At 63.5% G+C, this 15,006-nt stretch carries 18 protein-coding genes and 1 tRNA gene; 7 read left to right on the top strand and 12 right to left on the bottom strand.

Features of this window, described 5'->3' with window-relative positions; all coding sequences use genetic code 11:
• The first annotated feature begins 50 nt into the window (after positions 1 to 50).
• Genes HOP53_RS04085 through HOP53_RS04075 form a run of 3 tightly spaced genes read left to right on the top strand, consistent with a single transcriptional unit; the run spans position 51 to position 2,090 of the window.
• On the top strand, positions 51 to 371 hold the full coding sequence (locus HOP53_RS04085) for a DUF1244 domain-containing protein (protein ID WP_234268811.1): 321 nt from the start codon (positions 51 to 53) through the stop codon (positions 369 to 371).
• Positions 368 to 889, top strand: a complete 522-nt coding sequence (gene moaB, locus HOP53_RS04080) for a molybdenum cofactor biosynthesis protein B (RefSeq protein WP_010628568.1) — start codon at positions 368 to 370, stop codon at positions 887 to 889. Before HOP53_RS04085 ends, moaB begins: the two co-directional genes overlap by 4 nt.
• Positions 882 to 2,090, top strand: coding sequence for a molybdopterin molybdotransferase MoeA (locus tag HOP53_RS04075; protein WP_234268810.1), 1,209 nt, complete (start codon positions 882 to 884; stop codon positions 2,088 to 2,090). The genes moaB and HOP53_RS04075 overlap by 8 nt, the downstream gene beginning before the upstream one ends.
• Here the strand turns inward: HOP53_RS04075 and HOP53_RS04070 are convergent.
• From HOP53_RS04070 to HOP53_RS04040, 7 genes are all read right to left on the bottom strand, one after another.
• Positions 2,070 to 2,663, bottom strand: coding sequence for an acyl carrier protein phosphodiesterase (locus HOP53_RS04070; protein WP_234268809.1), 594 nt, complete (start codon positions 2,661 to 2,663; stop codon positions 2,070 to 2,072). The two genes, HOP53_RS04075 and HOP53_RS04070, sit on opposite strands and share 21 nt — an antisense overlap.
• Before the next feature lie 9 nt (positions 2,664 to 2,672).
• Entirely contained in the window at positions 2,673 to 3,026 is a 354-nt protein-coding gene (locus HOP53_RS04065; RefSeq protein ID WP_234268808.1) for a TusE/DsrC/DsvC family sulfur relay protein, read from the bottom strand.
• A complete protein-coding gene (tusB, locus tag HOP53_RS04060; RefSeq protein WP_234268807.1) occupies positions 3,026 to 3,316 on the bottom strand; it encodes a sulfurtransferase complex subunit TusB in 291 nt (96 codons plus the stop codon). Before tusB ends, HOP53_RS04065 begins: the two co-directional genes overlap by 1 nt.
• Positions 3,317 to 3,343: 27 nt before the next feature.
• Positions 3,344 to 3,721 carry a sulfurtransferase complex subunit TusC gene (gene tusC / locus HOP53_RS04055; RefSeq protein ID WP_234268806.1) on the bottom strand — a complete coding sequence of 126 codons (378 nt, stop codon included), beginning with the start codon at positions 3,719 to 3,721 and terminating at the stop codon, positions 3,344 to 3,346.
• Positions 3,722 to 3,734: 13 nt separating this feature from the next.
• Positions 3,735 to 4,127: a sulfurtransferase complex subunit TusD gene (gene tusD / locus HOP53_RS04050; RefSeq protein ID WP_234268805.1), complete on the bottom strand. Its 393-nt coding sequence runs from the start codon at positions 4,125 to 4,127 to the stop codon at positions 3,735 to 3,737.
• A gap of 71 nt (positions 4,128 to 4,198) precedes the next feature.
• Positions 4,199 to 4,867 (bottom strand): Bax inhibitor-1/YccA family protein, encoded by a 669-nt coding sequence (locus HOP53_RS04045; protein WP_234268804.1) that lies wholly within the window; start codon positions 4,865 to 4,867, stop codon positions 4,199 to 4,201.
• A gap of 109 nt (positions 4,868 to 4,976) precedes the next feature.
• The gene (locus HOP53_RS04040) at positions 4,977 to 5,420 is read right to left on the bottom strand and encodes an NUDIX hydrolase (protein ID WP_234268803.1); all 444 of its coding nucleotides are present in this window, start codon (positions 5,418 to 5,420) and stop codon (positions 4,977 to 4,979) included.
• A 75-nt stretch (positions 5,421 to 5,495) separates the two neighbouring features.
• On the opposite strand from HOP53_RS04040, the gene HOP53_RS04035 reads away from it, so the two are divergent.
• A tRNA-Ser gene (locus tag HOP53_RS04035) sits at positions 5,496 to 5,585 on the top strand.
• A gap of 170 nt (positions 5,586 to 5,755) precedes the next feature.
• Entirely contained in the window at positions 5,756 to 7,237 is a 1,482-nt protein-coding gene (gene nhaD / locus HOP53_RS04030; protein WP_234268802.1) for a sodium:proton antiporter NhaD, read from the top strand.
• Between the two features lie 78 nt (positions 7,238 to 7,315).
• Here the strand turns inward: nhaD and HOP53_RS21765 are convergent, their stop codons facing one another.
• Both HOP53_RS21765 and HOP53_RS04025 read right to left on the bottom strand, forming a co-directional pair.
• The gene (locus HOP53_RS21765) at positions 7,316 to 7,402 is read right to left on the bottom strand and encodes a small membrane protein YohP (RefSeq protein WP_139232988.1); all 87 of its coding nucleotides are present in this window, start codon (positions 7,400 to 7,402) and stop codon (positions 7,316 to 7,318) included.
• 111 nt (positions 7,403 to 7,513) lie between these two features.
• Complete coding sequence (locus HOP53_RS04025; RefSeq protein ID WP_234268801.1) at positions 7,514 to 9,220, bottom strand: potassium/proton antiporter; 1,707 nt, start codon at positions 9,218 to 9,220, stop codon at positions 7,514 to 7,516.
• Positions 9,221 to 9,354: 134 nt separating this feature from the next.
• Between HOP53_RS04025 and HOP53_RS04020 the strand changes: the two genes are divergently transcribed.
• The gene (locus tag HOP53_RS04020; RefSeq protein ID WP_234268800.1) at positions 9,355 to 10,638 is read left to right on the top strand and encodes an ABC transporter substrate-binding protein; all 1,284 of its coding nucleotides are present in this window, start codon (positions 9,355 to 9,357) and stop codon (positions 10,636 to 10,638) included.
• Positions 10,639 to 10,657: 19 nt separating this feature from the next.
• Here HOP53_RS04020 and HOP53_RS04015 read toward each other — a convergent pair whose 3' ends face one another.
• From HOP53_RS04015 to HOP53_RS04005, 3 genes are all read right to left on the bottom strand, one after another.
• Positions 10,658 to 11,440, bottom strand: a complete 783-nt coding sequence (locus HOP53_RS04015; protein WP_234268799.1) for an alpha/beta fold hydrolase — start codon at positions 11,438 to 11,440, stop codon at positions 10,658 to 10,660.
• 62 nt (positions 11,441 to 11,502) lie between these two features.
• Positions 11,503 to 12,174 carry a 7-cyano-7-deazaguanine/7-aminomethyl-7-deazaguanine transporter gene (locus HOP53_RS04010; RefSeq protein ID WP_234268798.1) on the bottom strand — a complete coding sequence of 224 codons (672 nt, stop codon included), beginning with the start codon at positions 12,172 to 12,174 and terminating at the stop codon, positions 11,503 to 11,505.
• Between the two features lie 209 nt (positions 12,175 to 12,383).
• The gene (locus tag HOP53_RS04005; protein WP_234268797.1) at positions 12,384 to 14,294 is read right to left on the bottom strand and encodes a propionyl-CoA synthetase; all 1,911 of its coding nucleotides are present in this window, start codon (positions 14,292 to 14,294) and stop codon (positions 12,384 to 12,386) included.
• Positions 14,295 to 14,675: 381 nt separating this feature from the next.
• Between HOP53_RS04005 and HOP53_RS04000 the strand changes: the two genes are divergently transcribed.
• On the top strand, positions 14,676 to 14,996 hold the full coding sequence (locus tag HOP53_RS04000) for an ArsR/SmtB family transcription factor (protein WP_234268796.1): 321 nt from the start codon (positions 14,676 to 14,678) through the stop codon (positions 14,994 to 14,996).
• The last annotated feature ends 10 nt before the right edge of the window (positions 14,997 to 15,006 follow it).

Raw genomic sequence — 15,006 nt, 5'->3', positions numbered from 1 at the left:
CCGGCGCAGCAGTTTTGCTATCCTGAGGCGATTTCAACAGGAGCCAACGTATGCAGCATCTCGACGACGCCACCCGTACCCAGCTCGAGGCCGCCGCCTTCCGCCGTCTGCTCCGGCATCTGGACGCCAACAAGGACGTGCAGAACATCGATCTGATGATTCTCGCCGACTTCTGCCGCAACTGCCTGTCGAAGTGGCTGGTGGCTGCCGCCGACGAGCAGGGGGCCGAACTCGACTACGAAACGGCGCGCGACTACGTCTATGGCATGCCCTACGAGGAGTGGAAGGCCAAGTATCAGCACAAGGCCACGCCGGAACAGCTGGCCGCCTTCGAGGAGCGGCAGGCTCGCAAGAAGGAGTCGCAGGCATGAGTGAGGCGATGATCCCGCTCAACGTGGCGGTACTGACCATTTCCGATACTCGCGACTTCAACAGCGACCGCAGCGGCGCCCTGCTCGCCGAGCGTCTGACCGAGGCCGGCCACCGGCTGGCCGAGCGCCGCATCGTCATCGATGACGTCTACCGCATCCGCGCGGTGGTATCGGAGTGGATCGCCGACCCCGAAGTCCAGGTGATCCTGACCACCGGCGGCACCGGCTTCACCGGTCGCGACTCCACCCCCGAAGCGGTATCGGTGCTGCTGGACAAGCGTATCGAGGGATTCGGCGAACAGTTCCGCCAGCTCTCCTGGCAGGAGGTCGGCAGCTCGACCATTCAGAGCCGCTGCCTCGGCGGTCTGGCCAACGCCACGGTGATCTTCTGCCTGCCAGGCTCCAGCGGAGCCTGTCGCACCGCCTGGGACGGGCTGCTCGCCGAGCAGCTCGACAGCCGTCACAAGCCGTGCAATTTCGCCAATCTGGTCATTCCCGAACGAGGCCAGCATGTCTGAACTGCAATCCGTCGAGGCGGCCCTGGCTGCCCTGCTCGAGGGTGTCGTCGCCGTCGATGCGGAAATCGTCGGCTGCGCCCAGGCCAGCCGTCGGGTGCTGGCCGACGAGGTCATCGCCCGGCTCGACGTGCCTCCGTTTCACAACAGCGCCATGGACGGCTATGCCCTGCACCATGCAGATGCCGGTCAGCGCTTGCCGATTGTTCAGCGGATTGCCGCCGGTGTCTCGCCGCAACCGATCATGCGGGGCACCTGCGCGCGCATCTTTACCGGGGCCGAGCTGCCGCAAGGCGCCGACTGCGTGGTGATGCAGGAGAAGGTCGAGGTCGTCGGCGACGCCGCCGACATTCCGGCTCAGGTGCCGGCCGACAACAACGTGCGCCACCGCGGTAGCGACGTGGCGGCCGGTGCGGTGCTGCTCGAGGCCGGCCATCGCCTGGATGCCGCCGCGCTTGGGCACCTGGCCAGCCAGGGTGTGGTCGAGGTAGCGGTACGGCGACGGCCACGGGTCGCTCTGCTCAACAGCGGCGACGAGATCGTCGAGCCCGGCCGGCCGCTGGCGGCCGGTCAGATCTACAACACCAATCGGCCCATGTTGAAGGAACTGCTGGAGCGCTTCGGCGCCGAGGTCACTTTCATCGCCACCATGCCCGACGATGCCGAAGGCACCCGGGCCATGCTGGCGCTGGCCGCGGACCAGGCCGAAGTGGTCGTCACCACCGGTGGCGTCAGCGTCGGTGAGGAAGACCACGTCAAGAACGCCATCGAAGAGATCGGCCGTCTCGACCTGTGGCGCCTGGCGCTCAAGCCCGGCAAGCCGCTGGCGCTGGGCCGGCTCGATGCCAGCGACGGGCGCGAGGTTCGCTTCGTCGGCCTGCCCGGCAATCCGGTCTCCAGTTTCGTTGCCGCCTGGCTGTTCCTGCGGCCGTTGATGGGCGCCCTGCTCGCCTGCCCTGCCCTGGCCACGCTGCCCACTCTGAGCGCGCGGGCCGACTTCTCCACCCGCACCGGACCGCGGCGGCACTACATGCGGGTGGCGCTGAACATGGCCCAGGGCGAGGTCACCGCTCACGCCTTTCCCGATCAGGGCTCCGGCGTGCTCTCCTCCTGCGTCAAGGCCGATGCGCTGGCAGTGGTTCCGGCCAACGCCCAGGTCAGCCCGGGCGACAGGATCGACTGTCTATGGTTGCGGGTCGATTGAGCGCTTGCCCGGCGCGGCTTCCAGCGCCTCGATGACGGCCGGCCACAGCCGGTCGAAGTCGCGCTGCAGGTTGCCGTAATCCGCCTCCAGCCAGGGCACCAGGGCAGCCAGTCGATTGGGGCCCGACAAGCGGTTGCCGATCCCCTGCACCGCATTGCAGGTGAAGGTGAAATCGGCGTAGCGGTGCAGCCAATCCTGGGCGACCAGGGCCGGAATCATCCGCTCCAGGCGAGCCGGTGCGGGCCGGTGGCTCAGCACGCGATAGCTGCGCAGCACCAGATGAGACTCCTGGGTTTCCAGCTCGAGCTCACGAGCCACGAAATGATCCCACAGCAGGTCCAGCGCGATGCCGGCGTAGCGGCGATGCTCGGCAGGCGCACGTCTGCGTGCCGACAGCACGACCGGGTGAGCGTCGACGAAGGCATCGACCCGGCGATGATGGCGAATGCCCAGCGCCACCTCGGCTGGCCAGGCGGAAAGGTCGCTGCCCTTGACCCCATCGGCGATCAGATTGCCGTAGAGAAAGTCGTCGCTGCCGCCGCGGGCAAGCCAGGCGTGGGCCAGGAAGTTCATGTGAGGCCGTCAGAGGCAATTGGCAGGTTTCGGCAGCCCGGCAAGGCGAGCCGTTACCTTGGCGGGACTGTCGGGGAACAGGCGCATCAGATGCAGCGAGTGCCCCTTCTCCGGCCCCAGAGCCAGCCCTACCGCCTTGACCAGCGGGCGCATGGCCGGTGAGGCCTGATAGCGGGCATAGAAATCGCGGATCACCTCGATCACCTCCCAGTGCTCCTCGCCGAGTTCACGTCCCTCCTCGGCGGCCAGGGCCTCGGCCACGGCCGGCGTCCAGTCGCTGAGCTCGACGAGATAGCCTTCGGGGTCCAGGGCGATGCGTCTGTCGCCGACGTTCAGATAGCGTGCAACCTCGCTGGAAGCCATCAGAACCAGCTCACTGTCTTGTTGGCTTCTTCGGTCAGAGTGACGAAGCCATCCACATCGACGACCTGAACGCTGGCATCGCACTGGCCCTCGAGCCCGCGTGCGTGCAGATCCTCACGCAGTGCGAACAGGCGCCCCTCAACCTGCTGGAAATGGCGTACCTGGGACGTCAGTGCACCCAGCACGCCATCTTCGACCAGCAGCAGGCGGTCCGTGTCGCTCATGGCGGCGAGCGCTTCGCGATACACCAGGCTCGAACTGGGCGGTCGGTTGAGAATATGCAGGATCATGAAGCCTCACAGTGGCATCGAAGCCTATCAGAAAGTCAGGATCTGCTTGTGGCCGGCAAGTAGTTCGGGAATCGCGGTGACAGGGATTCCCGAGGCCGGGAGCTGCAGGTCCTGCTGAGTCAGGCCGAAGCTCGCCAGGGCATCCTCGACGAAGAACAGCGACTCGATGTCGTACATGGTCAGCATGTCCAGGGTGGGCGCGGTGCTCTTCTGGCCCAGCGGCCCGGCTTGCTGGCCACGGGCCAGAGCCAGTACGCCATCGCTCTGGAACAGCAGCGTCACCGACTGGCCGAAGGCCGCGGCCACCAGCGCCGCATCCAGGCCTTCGCGCAGCCAGCTGCTGCCATGCGGTGCATGGCGCAGGATGACCAGCAGGTCTCCGGTGGCAAGGGCGTGTGACGACATCCGTTCGTTCTCCTCAGGGGGCAAAGGTCACCAAGCGGTCGACGCTCTGCCCCAGGTCGATCAACTGCCCGAGCCCCGTCAGTTCGAAGGGGGGCTCGACGCTATGGCCGTGCTTGCCGTGGCGGCTGGCCTCTCGCTCGTCGAGCATGCCGCGGCGCAGAGCGGCGGCAATGCACACCTGCAGCTGCGTACCATGTTCGGCATTGAGTGCGCACCAGGCGTCGTAGAGGTGCGGCTCGTCCTGGGGCGGTGCGGCCAAGCGGGCGGCGTTGTACACCCCTTCATGATAGAAGAAGACGCACTCCAGGCGATGACCGCGGACCAGTAGCGCCGAGGCGAAGCGCAGCGCGGAATGGGACGCCTGGCTGCTGTAGGGCGCTCCCTGGACGAGTAGAGCGTAACGCATGGCGGTACCTGTCTTCTCAAACGCGCAGGCCCCGCATCAGCGGGGCCCGGCGATACCCTCGTGATGGGCGATCAGTCGTTGCTCATGATGCCGAGCAGCGCCAGCAGGCTGACGAAGAGGTTGTAGATCGAGACGTATAGCGTGATGGTGGCGAGGATGTAGTTGGTCTCGCCGGCACGGTGCACGATCTCGCTGGTCTGATAGAGAATGGCGGCCGAAGCGAACAGCACGAAGCCGGCAGATACCATCAGCATCAGGGTGGGAATCTGGAAGATCAGGCCTGCGACCATGGCCAGGATCAGCACGATGGCGCCCGCCAGCAGGAAGTTGGCCAGGAAGCTGAAGTCCTTCTTGGACACCAGTGCCACGGCGGAAAGCCCGATGAAGGTCAGGCCGGTCATGGCCAGCGCGTTCATGATCAGCGCGGGGCCGTTGGGCAGGGCCAGGTAGGCACTGAGGATCGGGCCGAGGGTGAAGCCCATGAAGCCGGTGAAGGCGAAGGTGGCCAGCAGGCCGGTAGCCGAGTTGGCGGTCTTGTGGACCAGGAACATCAAGCCGTATGCGCCGATGAAGAACACGAGGATGTTCATCCGCTCGACGCCCATGGCCATGGCGGCACCCGCTGTGACGGCGGAGAACAGCAGCGTCATCGCCAGCAGCGCGTAGGTGTTGCGTAGAACCTTGTTGGCGCTGACGGCCTGGGACGAGTGCTGGGCCACATGTGTGTCGTGATAGGCCATTGATCGAGAGCTCCCTGTAGTTGATCTTGGTTGATCTCAGCAGTGGACCAAGGATGCCGTCGGTTGGTTCCCGACGCAAGTCCTTAGTTCTACAACGCTCAACGCATCTTCATCGCCAGTATAGTGGTTCGAACAGCGCAGCGGCCACCCGCCGGGTGTTTGCGCACAGCTCCGGTTCTTCCCCTATCTGTGTGCGGTCGAGCCAGCGAATTTCACTGGCATCGTCGCCGGCAACTGCATTTCCGCCGAGCGTCCGGCAGCTCACCACGACGATCACGTAGTGGTGCAGCAAGCGTCCCCGGGGGTCTTGATGAATCTCCTCAATGGCGGTCACAACACGCTCGGCCTCGGCCTCGATACCGGTTTCCTCACGCAATTCACGCACTGCGGCCTCGAACAGCGTCTCGCCCGGCTCCACGCGACCACCGGGCAGTGCGAACTTGTTGGCGTTGGGCGGTTTGGAGCGTCGCACGACCAGCACTCTGCCCTGCTCGATTGCCGCCGCCGCGACGGCGACGATGGGGCCAATTCGTGTGTCGTGCGGGGCTGACATGACGACTCCTCGACGGTAACGCAGCGATGCTCTTGACCTTATGAGCATAACTGGTAATATTCGCCCCCGTGAGCCGGAGGGATGGCAGAGCGGTTGAATGCACCGGTCTTGAAAACCGGCAAAGGTGAAAGCCTTTCCAGGGTTCGAATCCCTGTCCCTCCGCCACCTAGACACGAAGCCCCTGACCCTTGTCAGGGGCTTTTTTATTGCGCCACGAAAATTAATGCCACTAGCCCGATATCAGCGTTGGGGACCTCTATTGCGGTGCAATATGAGATGTTAGAATAGCGCCGTTTTTCATCCCTCCCCTACCACTCCATCCAGGAACTCAATCCATGCCTATCGGCTTTTGTTCCCTTGCCAGGCTCCGGGGCCTTTCCCGGTGGTCTGGCATTGCCCTGCTCGCTCTTCTCGCTTTGACCTTCAGTCCGACCGCCCTTGCCGTCACCGGAAGCATTCCGATGACCGGCTCGATGGTCGGCTTCCTGGCAGTCCTGATCTTCGTGTTGGCCTACTCCCTGGTCATGGCCGAAGAGAAGCTGCACATGCGCAAGTCGAAGCCGGTGCTGGTTGCCGCTGGCTTGATCTGGACGATGATCGGCTGGGTTTACGTGCAGGCCGGCATGCCCGACCAGGCCGAGCACGCCTTCCGCGAAACCCTGCTCGAGTTCACCGAACTGATGCTCTTCCTGCTGGTGGCGATGACCTACATCAACGCCATGGACGAGCGCCGCGTCTTCGATGCTCTGCGCTCATGGATGGTACGCAAGGGCTTCAGCTATCGGCAGCTCTTCTGGCTGACGGGCGTGCTGGCCTTCGTGATCTCGCCCATCGCCGACAACCTGACCACGGCCATGCTGATGTGCGCGGTGGTGACCAAGGTGGCCGAGGGCGACAAGCGCTTCATCAACCTGTGCTGCATCAATATCGTGGTGGCCGCCAATGCCGGTGGCGCATTCAGCCCGTTCGGCGACATCACCACGCTGATGGTGTGGCAGGCCGGCATCGTGCAATTCTATGAGTTCTTCACGCTGCTGATTCCTTCCATCGTCAATTTCATCATTCCCGCGGTGGTGATGAGCTTCTTCATCAACAATCGCAAACCGGAAGGCGTGTACGAGGACGTCTGGCTCAAGCGCGGTGCACGCCGCATCATCGCCCTGTTCCTGCTCACCGTGGCCACGGCGGTGGCCTGCCACACCCTGCTCCACTTGCCGCCGGTACTGGGCATGATGACGGGCCTTGGGTACCTGCAGTTCTTCGGCTATTACCTGCGCCGTAGCCTGCCGCGCTCGCTGGAGCGCAAACGTGCTCGCTACACTGCCCGTGGCGACGAGCGTAAATTGGCACAGCTCGGCAGCGTGGTGCCCTTCGACGTGTTCAATCGCGTGGCGCGCGCCGAGTGGGATACCCTGCTGTTCTTCTACGGCGTCGTGATGTGCGTGGGTGGTCTGGGCTTCATGGGCTATCTGGGGTTGCTTTCCGAGGCGCTCTACCTGGGCTGGAACCCGACCTGGGCCAACATCGTGCTGGGGCTGGTCTCTGCCGTGGTCGACAACATCCCCGTGATGTTCGCCGTGCTGACCATGCAACCCGACATGTCCCATGGGCACTGGCTGCTGATCACCCTGACGGCGGGTGTGGGTGGCAGCGTGCTGTCGATCGGCTCCGCTGCGGGTGTCGCTCTCATGGGCCAGGCGCGTGGCAACTATACCTTCATGGGCCACTTGCGCTGGGCGCCGGTGATCCTGCTGGGCTATGTGGCCAGCATCACGGTTCACCTATGGCTCAATGCGGCCAGCTTCGCCATCGGCTGAGTAAGCCGGTAGTACGATGAAAGACGGGGCAGCTTGGCTGCCCCGTCTCGTATCTGACGCCGTTGTAGGGGAGGAGTATCAGAAGATGAGCATCAGCAGACCGATGACCACCAGCAGGCCAATGAGAAAGATGATCCCGACGGTGCTTGCCAGAAATTTGAGCATGTGACGTCTCCCTGTCGATGCCGATCAATGTTACGAAAAAGATAGAAGCCCCCTACCCGCGCTGCAAGCGAAGCGGCAGTGACATGCGGCACATCAGGCACAGAGAAGGCCTCAATACAAACGCAAGCCGACGCGAGTCACCTTATTGCCATCCATCTCGCTGACCACCCAGTGAATGCCGTGCCAGTCGACGTCGTCACCCACGACGGGATGGCCGCCCACCCGCAGCGACACGAATTCGGCCAGGGTCATTTCACTCTCTCCAGGGCTCAGGGTCAGGCCGTAGACGCTGGCGATATCCCGCATCAAGGCATCGCCATCGAAGGTGAAAGTGCCGAAGAAGGCACGCTCCCGCTTCAACTTGGCATCGCCGCTGAACAGACGGTTGAGCGCCGGAAGATCCTCGCTACGCCCGATGACGCAAATGACGTCGCCAAGCTTCAGACGCGTGCTGCCCTTGGGATGCAGCATGGCGTGCTGGCGGAACAGTGCTGAAATCACCGCGCCCGAGGGAAAGCGCAACAGGCGAATGGGGACATCGTCGAGATCCTGGTTGTCCACCTTGTAGACGAACATCTCGTAATCGTTTTCCGGCAGGATGCCAAGCGGGCCGCGATTGTTGGGGGTCACGCCAACGGGCACCTCTACCTTGGTCCAGCGTGCCATGAGGGGCAGAGTGCCGCCCTGGATCAGCAGCGAGAGCAGAACCACAGCAAAGGCGACGTTGAAATAGAGCGCGGAATTCTCTACCCCACCGATTACCGGGAAGATGGCCAGAACGATGGGGACAGCGCCTCTCAGACCAACCCAGGAGATGAAGCCGATCTCCCGCCAACGGAAGCGAAAGAACGGCTTGACCGTGACCAGCACCGCCAGCGGGCGGGCGACGAAGATCAGGACCAGTGCCACCAGGGTGGCCGGCAAGGCGAATTCGAGCAGCCCAGATGGACTGACCAGCAGGCCCAGGATGAGGAACAGCCCGATCTGGCTCAACCAGGCCAGGCCATCATGCACGGGCAGAATGAAGTTGAGATGGCGGCCCGGCTGGTTGCCGATCATCAACCCAGTGAGATAGATCGCCAGGAAGCCGCTGCCGCCAAGGAAGCTGGTGGCGCCGAAAACGCAGAACCCAAGACCCAGTGCCAGCAGGGAGTAGAGCCCGGGGGCGAGATCCAGCCAGCGCAGCAGTTTGGCGCTCAGCCAGCCGCCGCCCACCCCGATCACCAACGCCAGGCCAAACTGTAGCAGCATGAACATTGCGGTGGCCCCCAGCCCGCGAATGTCGCCGACCAGCAGTTCGACCAGCAGCAGGGTCAGGAAAATGGCCATCGGATCGTTGGTACCGGATTCGATCTCGAGCGTGGCGCTGACGCGTTCGTTGAGATGCACGCCGCGGCCGCTGAGCATCGAGAATACCGCTGCTGCGTCGGTGGAGCCGACGATGGCGCCGACCAGCAGGCCTTGGGCGAGCGTCAGGTCGAAGATCCACATGGCGAACAGGCCGACGATGGCGCTGGTAACGAAAACGCCGAGCGTGGCAAGGGAGAGCGCGGGTCGGAAACCGACCCGGAACGTCTTGAGGCGGGTGCGCAGCCCGCCATCGAGAAGGATCATGGCCAGCGCGAGGTGACCAATCAGGAAAGCCAGTGAGTAATCGTCGAACTGGATTCCCAGAATACCGTCTTCGCCGGCCAGCATGCCCAGCCCGAGAAAGATCAGCAGCAGCGGCAAGCCCACCATCGAGGAGATACGGCTCGCCACGACGCTCAGAGCAATGAGGAAGCCGGATAACAGAAACAGCGTATTGATGGTGTCCATGCATGACCTCGAGCCGGAATGGCTCCATTATGCCATGCTGCCCATACTCTCGCAGGGCGGACTCAGCTAGCCACGCCTGTCATGACAGCGATAAACTGGTCGCTTACTGAAGATTACACTTGCTTTGGAGCTCCATGGCCAAGCTTGATCGCAGCACCATGATCCGCATCCTGTCGGTAGCGTTGACGACCTCCCTGCTGGTGCTGCCGCTGTTGCTGCAGGCCGAGCCGGCTGGGGAAGAGGCTGAGCCCCTGCCCGCGCCACCGCTGGCACTCGAACTCGACACCGAGGTCACGGTATTCCCCCCTCTGGTCATCAGCGAGGCCCTGGCACCGGAAGGCGCCATGTCGCTGGTCGAGGTGCCGCCCGTCGTCGATGGGGTCGGGGTCATCGGGCATCTTCTGCCAGACGTGACGGTGGCGCTCGATGAGCACGAGGCAAGCTCGAGCGAGCCGGCACTGGATGTGCCCACGGTCGTCACTGCCCCGGCCGACCCGATCGTACCGCCACCCACCACCCAGCTGAGCGTGACGCTGGACTGGTACCTCAACCCCCAGCACGCCACGCTATTGATAGCGCGTGAAAAAGGCATGTTCCTGCGTCGGGGCCTGGATGTGGCGCTGGTGGTACCGGCCGACCCCAACGTGCCCGCCAAGCTGCTGGCTGCAGGACGCACCGACTTGGCGTTGGGACGCCAGACCCAACTGCATCTGCTGGTCGATGGCGGCATGCCGCTGGTGCGTATCGCCACCCTGATAGCGGCCCCCGTATCGGGGCTGATGCTGCGCGCCAATGCCGACCTGGAGAAACAGGAGTTGGCCCTCGAAGGCATGCGCATCGGTTATACCGATGTCGATGGTCGTGATGCCATGCTGCAAAGCGTGCTGAGCGAACTGCTGGGAACGGCCAACGGGCTGGATCTGGTGGAGTTGCAGGATACCAACTACGCGATGCTCGATGCCATGCGTGCTCAGGATGTAGACGGCATGATGATGCATCACCGCTACCTGCTGCCGCGCCAACTGGCCGATGAAGGCATATTGACCCATACCCTGCCGATCGAGGAGTTCGGCCTGCCTCTGCACGATGGCTTGATCCTGATGGCCAACCGCGATCAGCTCAATGGCAAGCGCGATGCGCTGCGCCGCTTCGTCTCGGCGCTGGAGGAAGCGGCACTGTGGCTCGTCAATCACCCCTTGGAGGCGTGGGCGTTGCTGGAAAAGGCCGAGCCTGCCCTGGCCGATCCGATCAATCGGGAAGCCTGGTCCGGCATCGCCCCACGCTTCTCTTTGCAACCGGCGGCCGTGGACAAGGGGCGCTATCTGCGCCTCGAGCAGTACCTGCTGGATGCCGGCATCATCGAGGTGCCAACGCCCCTGGAGCGGCTCGCGATAGACCTGGGTACGGCCACTCCCTAGCCGATGCGTGACGGCGAGATCATTCTGACAAGGCGGCAAGAAAGTCGTTGACCTTGGCCTGGAAGGCCTCGGGCTGCTCGGCATGCAGCCAGTGGCCAGCGTCCTGCAGGGTCATCACTTCTGCCGTCGGCAATACCTCACGTAGCGCCGGAAGCGCCGAATCCGGGACATAGTGCGAACGGCCACCGCGAAGCACCAGCACCGGCCCATCGAAAGCTCCCTCACCGGCAGGCGCCTGCATGATCTCCTCGTAGCCGGCCTCGATCTGGTCGAGCCCCACGCGCAAGGCCAGCATGCCGTCGGCATCGCGCTCCAGGTTGGTGGCGAGAAACAAGCGCGTGGCACGCTCTTCGACGTGTTCGGCCAGCAGGGCATCTGCCTCACGCCGGTTTTCCGGCCTGCCGCGCTGCAGATTGCGCAGACCGGCGAAGACCGCGTCGTGGCCATGGCCGTATTCCTGCGGTGCGATGTCGGCCACGATCAGCGACGCCACTCGCTGCGGCGCCATGCGGGCCACACTGATGACCACCTTGCCACCCATGGAATGCCCCAGCAGGTGAGCCCGGTCGATCCCCAGGCGATCCATCAGGGCAAGCAGATCCTCGGCCATTTCGCCATAGCTCATGCCTTCGGCGTGCGGCGAGCGTCCGTGATTGCGCAGATCGACCGCGACCACCCGGCGCTGCTCCTGCCACTGCTTGACGTGGGAGCGCCAGTTGTCGGCACTGCCGAGCAGGCCGTGGACGACGATGAGCGGGGTACCCTCTCCACCGCTATCCTGGAAATTGAGTTCGACGGTCATCCTTCCTCCCTTACTTGAGCGTGTGGGCCCGGGCATGTTGGTCTGAGCACGTGGAGCATCGTTCAGAGCCGCTGCGGCGCCAGATCCTGCTGCCCGGTGAGTTGCACCATCCTGCGGCTCAGCCAGCTCAGCAATACGCCGTAGAGTGGCAGGAAGAACAGCAGGCTGATGCCCAGCTTGATGACATAGTCCACGGTGGCGATCTCGACCCAGTTGGCCGCCATGAAGGGGTCGGGGCTGCGATAAAAAGCCATGGCGAAGAACGCGGCGGTATCGGCGAGATTGCCCAGTACGGTGGAAACGGCCGGGGCGATCCACCAGGCGCGCAGGCTGCGCAAACGATCGAAGACCTGAACGTCGAGCAACTGGCCGAGCACGTAGGCGGCAAAGCTCGCCAAGGCGATGCGCGCCACGAACAGATTCCACTCGCCCAGGGCTTCCAGGCCGGCGAAACTGCCGCGGGGGAAGACGACTGAGACGACGTAGGAGATCAGCAGCGCAGGCAGCATTACCCGCATGATGATGGCACGGGCCGGCTCCTTGCCGAACAGCCTCACGGTGAGGTCGGTGGCAAGAAAGATGAAGGGAAAGCTGAACGCCCCCCAGGTGGTATGGAAACCGAACAGCGTGAACGGCAGCTGGACGAGATAATTGCTGGCGGCAATGACCAGGATGTGAAACGACACCAGCAGCAATAGGCAGCGTCGCTGCTGCGCTTCGGACAGGACGAACATGAGTGAATCCTTTTTGGGCGGCCGCCTCGGCGGCCAAGTCGATGACGAGGGGTGAGGGAACCCTCGCCGGCGCCCGTATCGTCGGGTGCCGGAATGAGGCAGGGATTATACGTGGCCCGCTGGCGCTGGCCAATGCCTGTCCGCAGGCAGTAGAACATGAAGGGAAGATGGAGCGCTGAGCCGCTAATTGGCGGCTCAGCGATCGTGGATCAGACCTGGCGCGCTTCGTGCGCCGAACCCACCTCACGTGCCTTCATCGCCTCGTGCACGTCCTGCAGGCTGGCCGGGTCGTCGATGGTCGAGGGAACGCCGTACTCCTTGCCGTCGGCGATGTTGCGCAGCAGTTTGCGCAGGATCTTGCCCGAGCGGGTCTTGGGCAGGCGGTTGACCACCAGCACCTGCTTGAAGCAGGCGATCGGCCCGATCTTCTCTCGCACCAGCGCGATCAGCTCGTTTTCCAGGGCGACCTCGTCGCCATCGAAACCGTCCTTGGGGATGACCAGGCCGACCGGTATCTGTCCCTTCAGGGCATCGTGTATACCGATCACCGCGCATTCGGCCACGGCGCGGTGAGCGCCGACCACCTCTTCCATCTCGCCGGTGGAGAGCCTGTGCCCGGCCACGTTGATGACGTCGTCGGTGCGGCCCATGATGAAGAGGTAGCCCTGTTCGTCGAAGTAACCGCCGTCGCCGGTCAGGTAAAAGCCGGGGAAGGCGGCCATGTAGGCGCTGTGGAACCGCTGGGGATCTCCCCATACACCGATCAGACAGCCCGGCGGCATGGGCTGCTTGATGACCACGCTGCCCTGCTCCATCGGCGCGGCCTGCTCCCCTTCCCGGTTGAGTATCTGCACGTTGAACCCGGGCACCGGCACGGTGGCGCTGCCGGCCTTGGTCGGCATCGGCTCGAGCCCCTGCAGGTTGGCCGCAATCGGCCAACCGGTTTCGGTCTGCCACCAGTGATCGATGACAGGCACGTCGAGCAAATCGTCCAGCCAGTGAAACGTCGGCGGATCGAGGCGCTCACCCGCCAGATAGAGCGCCTCGAGGCAGGAGATGTCGTACTGCTGCAGCAGGATGCCGTCGGGATCCTCCTTCTTGATGGCGCGGAAGGCCGTCGGTGCGGTGAAGAAACTCTTGACCCGGTACTGGCTGATCAGCCGCCAGAAGGCCCCGGCGTCCGGCGTCTTGACCGGCTTTCCCTCGTAGACCACGGTGGTGCAGCCACGCAGCAGCGGGGCATAGACGATATAGGAGTGACCGACGACCCAGCCCACGTCCGAGGCCGAGAAGAATACGTCGCCCGGCGCCACGTCGTAGATGGTTTCCATCGAGTAATGCAGCGCCACGGCGTAGCCCGCCGTATCCCGGACCACGCCCTTGGGCTTGCCGGTAGTCCCGGAGGTGTAGAGCACGTAAAGCGGATCGCTCCCCTTCACCGGCACGCAGTCGGCCGGCTCGGCGCTCTTGAGCAGCTCGGACCAGTCCAGGTCGCGCGGGCCGAGTTCGGCCAACTGCTGCTGACGCTGCAGGTAGATGCAGGCATCGGGCTTGTGCTCGCTCAGCTCGATCGCCGCAGCGATGTTCGGCTGATAGGCAATGACCCGGTCGATTTCGACGCCGCAGGAAGCCGCCACCACGACCTTGGGCTTGGCGTCGTCGATGCGAACGGCGAGCTCATGCGGGGCAAAACCGCCGAATACCACCGAGTGTATGGCGCCCAGGCGGGCGCAGGCGTACATCGCCACTAGCGCTTCCGGCACCATCGGCATGTAAATGACGACGCGATCGCCCTTCTCCACCCCGAGGCCCTTGAGCGCGCCGGCGAACAGTGCCACGTCGTCGCGCATCTCGCGGTAGGTCAGCGTGCGTTTTCCCCCGGTGACGGGCGAGTCCCAGTAGACGGCCGGCTGGTCGCCTCGCCCTTGGTCGACATGATGATCCAGGGCGGCGTGACACAGATTCAGTTCGCCGTCCGTGTACCAGCGAGCGTGCCCCTGCTCGTCGTAGTCGAGAATGGTCTTGGGCGGTGTAAACCAGGGGATCCGGCGCGCCTGGTCGGCCCAGAAGGATTGCGGCTGTTCGATCGAGCGTTGGAATTCGTTCTTATAGGCTGGCATGGGCATCTGTCCGACATCGAAGAGAACTTGATTGTTGACACTTTAGAGATTTTCTTCGGTTTTTCCTTCATACCATCGGCTAATATCGAGAAAAAAGCCGTGTCCTTGCCTTGAGGCACTTTCAGGTTGTTGACAATGAGAAGCAAAATAGAGGAGCAGCAGAGAGGAAACAGCGACTTTGGTTGATTCTTCGTTTGACAGGGGGGAAGTCACTATCAATGATGACTAAATCAGCAATGCCATGACCAAGATTGGGCGCTGCCGAACAGCAACGGCTGTGACATGTCGTTTGTGCTGTCTTGTCCCGGACCGAGGTAGATGCCTGAAGCCGCCAAGCCCTGAGTCAAGTCACCCTGACTCGGGCAATATGGGGAGAACATCATGAGCACCTCGCACAGCGCTGCAAGCCGGCTGCTGCAAGCCGGCAACCCGGCCATCGACAACGCCACTGCCCTGCTGAAGGCACTGGCCAATGACAATCGCCTGCGTATCCTGTGTCTGCTTGATGGCGCCGAGCTTTCGGTGACCGAACTCAACCAGCGGCTTTCGCTGAGCCAATCCGCCCTCTCACAGCACTTGGCGATCCTGCGTCGTGAAGGATTGGTGTCGACGCGCCGGGCATCGCAGACCATCTACTACTCGCTGCAAGGTGAACAGGCGCGCCGCATGATCGACGCTCTGGTGCGCTTGCAGGAGACGTGAGCGGCTGCGA

Source organism: Billgrantia ethanolica (assembly GCF_021404305.1).
Lineage (GTDB): Bacteria > Pseudomonadota > Gammaproteobacteria > Pseudomonadales > Halomonadaceae > Halomonas > Halomonas ethanolica.
The sequence above is the reverse complement of the archived record's forward strand: the minus strand, read 5'-3'. Positions and strand labels throughout refer to the sequence as shown.

Bases quoted from the DNA above. Each gene is read 5' to 3' on its own strand.
- HOP53_RS04020 (WP_234268800.1), top strand. From the start codon at position 9,355: ATGGCCAAGCTTGATCGCAGCACCATGATCCGCATCCTGTCGGTAGCG.
- HOP53_RS04015 (WP_234268799.1), bottom strand. From the start codon at position 11,440: ATGACCGTCGAACTCAATTTCCAGGATAGCGGTGGAGAGGGTACCCCG.
- HOP53_RS04000 (WP_234268796.1), top strand. From the start codon at position 14,676: ATGAGCACCTCGCACAGCGCTGCAAGCCGGCTGCTGCAAGCCGGCAAC.
- HOP53_RS04010 (WP_234268798.1), bottom strand. From the start codon at position 12,174: ATGTTCGTCCTGTCCGAAGCGCAGCAGCGACGCTGCCTATTGCTGCTG.
- HOP53_RS21765 (WP_139232988.1), bottom strand. From the start codon at position 7,402: ATGCTCAAATTTCTGGCAAGCACCGTCGGGATCATCTTTCTCATTGGC.
- HOP53_RS04075 (WP_234268810.1), top strand. From the start codon at position 882: ATGTCTGAACTGCAATCCGTCGAGGCGGCCCTGGCTGCCCTGCTCGAG.
- HOP53_RS04065 (WP_234268808.1), bottom strand. From the start codon at position 3,026: ATGGCTTCCAGCGAGGTTGCACGCTATCTGAACGTCGGCGACAGACGC.
- nhaD (WP_234268802.1), top strand. From the start codon at position 5,756: ATGCCTATCGGCTTTTGTTCCCTTGCCAGGCTCCGGGGCCTTTCCCGG.
- HOP53_RS04045 (WP_234268804.1), bottom strand. From the start codon at position 4,867: ATGGCCTATCACGACACACATGTGGCCCAGCACTCGTCCCAGGCCGTC.
- HOP53_RS04040 (WP_234268803.1), bottom strand. From the start codon at position 5,420: ATGTCAGCCCCGCACGACACACGAATTGGCCCCATCGTCGCCGTCGCG.
- moaB (WP_010628568.1), top strand. From the start codon at position 368: ATGAGTGAGGCGATGATCCCGCTCAACGTGGCGGTACTGACCATTTCC.
- HOP53_RS04025 (WP_234268801.1), bottom strand. From the start codon at position 9,220: ATGGACACCATCAATACGCTGTTTCTGTTATCCGGCTTCCTCATTGCT.
- HOP53_RS04005 (WP_234268797.1), bottom strand. From the start codon at position 14,294: ATGCCAGCCTATAAGAACGAATTCCAACGCTCGATCGAACAGCCGCAA.
- tusD (WP_234268805.1), bottom strand. From the start codon at position 4,127: ATGCGTTACGCTCTACTCGTCCAGGGAGCGCCCTACAGCAGCCAGGCG.
- tusB (WP_234268807.1), bottom strand. From the start codon at position 3,316: ATGATCCTGCATATTCTCAACCGACCGCCCAGTTCGAGCCTGGTGTAT.
- tusC (WP_234268806.1), bottom strand. From the start codon at position 3,721: ATGTCGTCACACGCCCTTGCCACCGGAGACCTGCTGGTCATCCTGCGC.
- HOP53_RS04070 (WP_234268809.1), bottom strand. From the start codon at position 2,663: ATGAACTTCCTGGCCCACGCCTGGCTTGCCCGCGGCGGCAGCGACGAC.
- HOP53_RS04085 (WP_234268811.1), top strand. From the start codon at position 51: ATGCAGCATCTCGACGACGCCACCCGTACCCAGCTCGAGGCCGCCGCC.